Source organism: Bacillus sp. JJ864 (genome assembly GCF_036963045.1).
Lineage (GTDB): Bacteria > Bacillota > Bacilli > Bacillales > Bacillaceae_G > Bacillus_A > Bacillus_A pseudomycoides_C.
The window spans coordinates 1863-2340 of the sequence record NZ_JBALLY010000239.1 but is presented as its reverse complement, the minus strand read 5'-3'; the positions used below and the strand labels follow the sequence as shown (position 1 = coordinate 2340).

Here is a 478-nt window from a genome sequence, read left to right as displayed (position 1 = left end):
GGCTTGGCATACGATCTAGCACAAATTGAAGGCTTTCCTCTTCTTTTATTATATCGAGCTTTTGAACAGCAATACGTTGAATCGTTGTAACCGCCTGACCACCTTTATATAAAACAAGACGAATTTCATCGTCTTCATTAAAAAACAATTCTATACTTGTACCTGTTAATGAAATTGTATTTGTTACGAAATAGGTACCTTTTTCTTCTTGAATATAGTACTTCCAGCCTCGTGTTCCGTCTTTTTGTGGAAGAACTTGAAAAAATGATGTAATCTCCTCGTGTAGCATACAAATAACTCCTCTCTTACTTCTTGCTCAATATACCCTAAGTACATTTATTGTACCATAAACGACTATAACGGCTGTATTTCCCCGCTCAAGACGATATATTACCTCTTATTCTTTAATAACGTAATAAAAACGAAAAGCGCGTGAACCATTTGATTCACACGCTTTTACATTATACTTTAAATCTTT

Annotated in this window: 1 protein-coding gene; it reads right to left on the bottom strand. The window is 34.3% G+C overall.

The window, feature by feature from the left end:
• Nucleotides 1-289 (bottom strand): DUF3979 family protein (locus V7024_RS23880; protein WP_335524548.1); only part of this gene is annotated, 289 nt, incomplete at its 3' end.
• Nucleotides 290-478: the final 189 nt, after the last annotated feature.